Origin of the sequence: Desulfococcus sp., assembly GCF_050178255.1 — a bacterium.
GTDB lineage: Bacteria > Desulfobacterota > Desulfobacteria > Desulfobacterales > Desulfococcaceae > Desulfococcus > Desulfococcus multivorans.
Genome location: NZ_JBFXGG010000086.1, coordinates 6,983 through 12,848 on the forward strand (window position 1 = coordinate 6,983; position 5,866 = coordinate 12,848).

General features: G+C 61.3%; 5 protein-coding genes. 3 read left to right on the plus strand and 2 right to left on the minus strand.

The genetic code is table 11. The features are described from left to right. Window positions 1–128 precede the first annotated feature (128 nt). Window positions 129–1,841 (plus strand): adenine deaminase, encoded by a 1,713-nt coding sequence (ade, locus tag AB7S84_RS13280; protein ID WP_428154970.1) that lies wholly within the window; start codon window positions 129–131, stop codon window positions 1,839–1,841. A gap of 166 nt (window positions 1,842–2,007) precedes the next feature. After that, on the plus strand, window positions 2,008–3,108 hold the full coding sequence (gene mtnA / locus AB7S84_RS13285) for an S-methyl-5-thioribose-1-phosphate isomerase (protein ID WP_020878632.1): 1,101 nt from the start codon (window positions 2,008–2,010) through the stop codon (window positions 3,106–3,108). A gap of 23 nt (window positions 3,109–3,131) precedes the next feature. Here the strand turns inward: mtnA and AB7S84_RS13290 are convergent, their stop codons facing one another. Together AB7S84_RS13290 and AB7S84_RS13295 are read right to left on the minus strand one after the other, a co-directional pair. Beyond that, window positions 3,132–3,680 (minus strand): DUF2889 domain-containing protein, encoded by a 549-nt coding sequence (locus AB7S84_RS13290; RefSeq protein WP_020878631.1) that lies wholly within the window; start codon window positions 3,678–3,680, stop codon window positions 3,132–3,134. A gap of 355 nt (window positions 3,681–4,035) precedes the next feature. Then, window positions 4,036–4,620: a GNAT family N-acetyltransferase gene (locus tag AB7S84_RS13295; RefSeq protein WP_020878630.1), complete on the minus strand. Its 585-nt coding sequence runs from the start codon at window positions 4,618–4,620 to the stop codon at window positions 4,036–4,038. A 555-nt stretch (window positions 4,621–5,175) separates the two neighbouring features. Between AB7S84_RS13295 and AB7S84_RS13300 the strand changes: the two genes are divergently transcribed. Beyond that, the coding region (locus tag AB7S84_RS13300) for a methionine adenosyltransferase (protein ID WP_428154973.1) at window positions 5,176–5,866 on the plus strand (691 nt) is incomplete at its 3' end.

A 5,866-nucleotide genomic window follows, 5' to 3' on the forward strand; every position in this document is an offset into this window, starting at 1 on the left:
CTTTCCGGTTACCATCATGAAAGTCGAAAGTTGAGATCTTCATTATGCGAGCGCTGAACACGCTCTTGTGCACAGGGAACCCGTCAGGATGCCGGCCGTTCCCGACCGAACAGTCCCAAGGAGGTTTTATGGATGCTCAGAGGCTCATCCAGTGCGCGCGAGGGGATCGACAGGCAGACCTGCTCCTGAAGGACGGCCAAATGGTCGATGTCCTCTCGGGCCGGATCGAAAACGTGGATATCGCGGTGATCGACGGCCGCATCGCCGGATTCGGGGATTACGCCGCCGACACCGTCGTCAACCTGAGCGGAAGCTTTGTCGCCCCGGGCTTTATCGACGCCCACCTCCACATCGAGAGCGCCATGGCCTCGGTTACCGAGTTCGCGCGGGCGGTGGTGCCCCTGGGCGTCACCACCGTCGTCGCCGACCCCCATGAAATCGCCAACGTCCTCGGCGTCGAAGGCATCCGCTACATGCTGGCGGCAGCCGAAAACCAGCCCCTGGGCGTCTACTACACCCTCCCCTCCTGCGTACCGGCGACGGCCATGGAGACGGCCGGGGCAGCCCTCGGCGTCCGGGAGCTCTCCCGGTTCATGGGTGAGGAGCGCATCCGTGCCCTGGCTGAAATGATGAACTTCCCGGGAGTCGTGGCGGGAGATCCCGCTGTTCTGGGAAAAATCGCCCTGGCCCGGCAACAGGGAAAACGCGTGGACGGCCACGCGCCGGGTTTGACCGGAAAGCCCCTCGCCGCCTATGTCGCCGCGGGCATCGAAAGCGACCACGAATGCACCACAGCCGCCGAGGCCCGCGAGAAGCTGGCCATGGGCATGCACATTATGATCCGGGAGGGAACCGGCGCACGAAACCTCGATGCCTTGTTTCCCGTCATCAACGAAAAGACCATGGACCGCATGATGTGGTGCACCGACGACCGACACCCCCATGATATTCTCGCGGAAGGTCATGTCGATCACATCATCCGAAGCGCCGTCGCACTGGGGCTCGATCCCGTCTCGGCCATCCGGATGGGCACCCTGCACCCCGCCCGCTATTTCGGCCTCCACGACGTCGGCGCACTCACCCCCGGCCGCCGGGCCGACATGGTGATCTTTCCGGATCTCCGCGCCCCCCGGGCCGAGGCCGTCTACGTCGGGGGGCGCCTGACCGCCGAGAAGGGCAACATGCGTCCGGAAATTCCCCCTCCGTTGTCCGCCGGGCTCCCTCCGTCCATGCACATCGCGCCGGACACCGTCGATTTCGCTCTTCCCGCCCAGGGCCGTCGCATCCGGGTCATCGATGTGATTCCCGACCAGTTGGTTACGGGGCAGTCCGTCCTGGACGCGACAATCCGAGACGGCATGGCCGTGGCCGACCCCTCGCGGGACATCCTCAAGATCGCCGTGGTCGAGCGATATACGGGAAAGGGCGGGACCGGCCTGGGATTCGTCCGGGGATTCGGCCTGCGCCGGGGCGCCCTGGCTTCGAGCGTGGCCCATGACAGTCACAACATCATCGTTGTCGGTACCGACGACAAGGCGATGAAAACCGCCCTCGAGGCCGTCGTTCGAATGGGCGGCGGCCTCTGTGCCGCCTTTGAACGGGATGTTCGCGCGGCCCTGCCCCTGCCCATCGCCGGGCTGATGTCCCCCGAGCCCATGACCGTCATCCGGGATCGGCTCGACGACCTGATCGCAGCGGCCGCGGCTATGGGCGGAACCCTCCGCGATCCCTTCATGACCCTCAGCTTTCTGGCCCTGCCGGTGATTCCCGAACTGAAGCTCACCGATATGGGACTGGTGGATGTGGGACGATTTGAGGTGGTGCCCTTGTTTGTGGAATAAAAAAAGGCTGAAGGCTGAAGGATAAAAAAACCTTTGCGTGCTTTGCGTGAGATATTTTTTCGCTCCGGAAGACGCTTGTCAAAAAAGATTCTCACGCAAAGCACGCAAAAATACCTGCCTTCAGTCTTCAGCCTTCAGCCTAAACCCCTTATTTGAGGTGAACGATATGTTAGTCGATGGAAAAGAGATGCGGCCTATATGGCTGGATGGGGATCACCGCACGGTGAAGGTCATCGATCAGCGCCTGCTGCCCCACGATGTCGTGATCATGGATCTCAGGACTCTGGACGAGATTATCTACGCCATCCAGGAGATGGTGGTGCGCGGCGCCCCCCTCATCGGCGCCACGGCGGCCTACGGCGTCTACCTGATCGTCCTCAACGCCCCGGATCCGTCGGTGCCGGAGGACTATCTCACGGCGGAAAGCGAACGGCTCAAGGCGGCGCGCCCCACGGCGGTGAACCTGGCATGGGCCGTGGACCGGATGGTTCCCGCCGTTCGCACGGCGAAAACGCCCGGGGAAAAACGCTCGGCGGCCCTTGCCGCGGCCGATGAGATCATTCAGCTCGAGGCAGACAACTGCCGTCGAATCGGCGAGCACGGGGTCGCCCTGATCCGGGAACTCCGGGACCGGAAAAACGGCGGCACCGTCAACCTCCTGACCCACTGCAACGCGGGGTGGCTCGCCTGCGTAGAGTACGGAACGGCCACAGCGCCGATGTACGTGGCCCGCGAGCAGGGGATCGACATCCATGTCTGGGTCGACGAAACCCGACCCCTCAACCAGGGCGCAAGGCTCACGGCCTGGGAGTTGGGCAAGGCCGGCATCCCCCACACGGTCATCACCGACAACGCCGGCGGTCACCTGATGCAGCACGGCCTCGTGGACATGGTCATCACCGGCACCGACCGGACCACCTACACCGGCGACGTGGCCAACAAGATCGGCACCTACCTCAAGGCCCTGGCCGCCAGGGATAACGATATCCCCTTTTACGTGGCCCTCCCCTCCACCACCTTCGACTGGACCCTTACCGACGGCATCCGGGAGATTCCCATCGAAGAGCGGGATCCGGACGAAGTCCGGTATATTCAGGGATCCGACGGCGGCGAGTTGCGAAACGTTCTGGTGCCGCCCAAAGACAGCCCGGCGGCCAACTACGCCTTCGACGTCACCCCCGCCCGGCTGGTGACCGGATTCATTACCGAACGCGGCATCTGCCGCGCCACGGCCGGGGACATCAGGCGGCTATTTCCCGAACGGTGAGACGAGGCGGATGCGCCGCCGCCTCATTTTCGGGTTGTCCTGACCCCTTTGGCTGCCCACGGGCCGTCATCACGCCAGGCCCAGCAGGAGTTTTTAAGCTTCTCCAGCATGCCGGCATAGACCTCGGGATCGATCGGCTTTCTGATCCTGGCACTCCAGGCGCCCTGGAAGACGGCCGGGGCCATGGCCGCCAGCAGCTCCTGGAGATGCGTACACCCCGTTTCCCGCCCCACCAGTTTCCTGACCCGGGAGGTGAACCCGGCGGCAATGCGCATGCCTTTGATGGGGGTAAGGCACTCCCGCACTTCCTGGCAGACCGCGTGGGGCGCCGTGGGCATCTCCACTGCCACGTCGACAATCACCAGTTCCGGGATCTGTAATTCCATGCGGATGATCATGTGATGGACGGTATACGGCGGACGCATCTCACCGGTGGGCAGGTATGAGTCGAGGTGACGCTCATCCTTCAGGGAACCCTCGACGATAATCGTGTCGGGCCCGCCCTCGTAGACGGCGGTATGGATGCTGCGGCTGTGGATCTTTTTCTGTCGCGTCTTGTCCAGGCTAATCACGAACCTTCAAACTCCTTTTCATTTCTCGGATTTTTGAAAAAATATTACTCAACTTTCGACTTTCACGATCGTGACTGGATAGAGACTGAAGGCCGAAGACTGAAGACTGAAGACTGAAGGAGGATAAGCACTCCCGTTTGTTACGGGGGCATTCCTCTGACCTTCAGCCTTAACTTTCGGCTTTCAATATGGTGACCGGAAAGAGGTGTCGGGAGGATACAGCCTATCTAAGTCGAAAGTCGATTTCGATTATAAAATCCAATGCTCATATTTCTGTTCTTTTCTCTCAATAACGGTTGTGCCGCGACAAGTCAACGATCTTCTTCCATGACCCCGGACAAGCGCCGGAAGGACATCATTCATCCATGTTCACAACCTTCGGCGGACAGGGAATAAACCGCAGGAGCCTTCTTTTCACGAATTTCCGGCGGATGCGGAACCCTGCCTTGAGGTGCAGCCCGACCGAAATTTCCCAGTCCTCGTACATCCCCGAAACCAGGGTATGGCAGCCCATCTCCCGAAGGCATTCCATCAGGGATCCCAGGAGATAGGACCCCACGCCCCTTCCCTGGTGATCCGGAAAGACGAAAATATAGACCAGGTAAGCGATGCCGGGATCCAGATGAAGGGTGTGCAGGAGATCCAGGGGATAGTCCCGGAAGGTGACCCAAGCAAAGGCGCAGATGCGCTCCGAACGCTCCAGCAACAGAAACCGATCGCCCCGCTCGAGGGCCCGGTCCAGAAAATCCGCACCCTTGACAAACCCCTGAAAGGCCGCCAGGACGAACATATCCCCCGAGCCGGCCCAGCGTCGGGAAAATGCGATATCCGGCTCGACGACGGTGATCGGGGCCGTCAGATCCCGGACCAGCTCGATCCAGGCGGCGGACCGTTCGGGCCTGCGATAGAGGCCCTCGATGATGTGACGCAGAGAAACCATCGCGCACTTTTTCGAAACCGTCTGAAGATCGACTGCTTACGAAAGCATCCGCCTTAATCCATAATCACTCAACTTTCGACTTTCATAGGCCGGTGCCGGGAGGATACAGCCCGCGCCCCACGCGGTTTCGTTCAAGTGCCGCTAAAGCTTGCTCCGGGCGGCCCGGAAACTCGCTTGCGCTCAAACAATCCGGGCCGCTGATCCGCCGCGGCGCTTAAGCGGCACTAAAACTCACCGCTGAAGGGGCCCGGGCTGTATCCTCCCGGCACCTCTTTCCGGTTACCATCATGAAAATCGAAAATTGAATAATAAATTATATCGCCGGCTCTGCAAGAATGTCAACACGTCCGTTTATCCATAAAATCTCATTGCTTTTTGGCCGCTCCGGGTATAAATTCGTTTCAGGATTTTCCATGGACGGCCCCAGCCCATTTTCGAGAATCCAACATACAAACGCCGAAATCACCGGAACCCATCCCGTCCACCCCTGGAAATCCGCAACCAACGCCGGACGGCTTGCCGCCGTCACGCAAACGACCGAAGAAGGGAGGCGATATGGGCCGGCCCATGCACGGAAGACCCCACCCCCCGACAGTGGTGATTGAACCATCGCGGTGCAAGCCCGTCGGACGCCGGCGGGTCGAACTGGTGGAGCGTAAGGGCATCGGCCATCCGGACACCATTTGCGATGCGGTCCAGGAGGCGATTTCAGTCGCTCTCTGCCGCGCCTACCAGGAAGAATTCGGGCGGATCCTGCACCACAACATCGACAAGAGCCTTCTGGTGGCGGGATCCAGCACGCCGCGGCCGGGCGGAGGCCGGGTGACGGCCCCCATGCGGATGGTCATCGGGGACCGGGCCACAACGGTCTGCGGAAATCGACGAATCGATGTGGACGCCGTCGTTCGGGCCACGGTCGGGGAATGGTTCCGGAAGCACCTCCGGTTCGTCGATCCGACCGTTCATCTCGTGCTCCAGAACGAACTCAAACCGGGATCCGCTCAGCTCGGCGACATCTTCGATCGTGAGGTGATGGGCGCCAACGACACGTCGGCGGCTGTCGGCTACGCCCCCCTCAGCGAGACGGAAGCCCTCGTGCTGGCGGCGGAACGATTTCTCAACTCGGCGGATTTCAAAAAGCGCTATCCTGAAACCGGGGAGGACGTCAAGGTCATGGCCTGCCGGCGAGACCGCCATTTGACCCTGACGGTCGCCACGGCTTTTGTTGACCGGTTCATTCCCGACA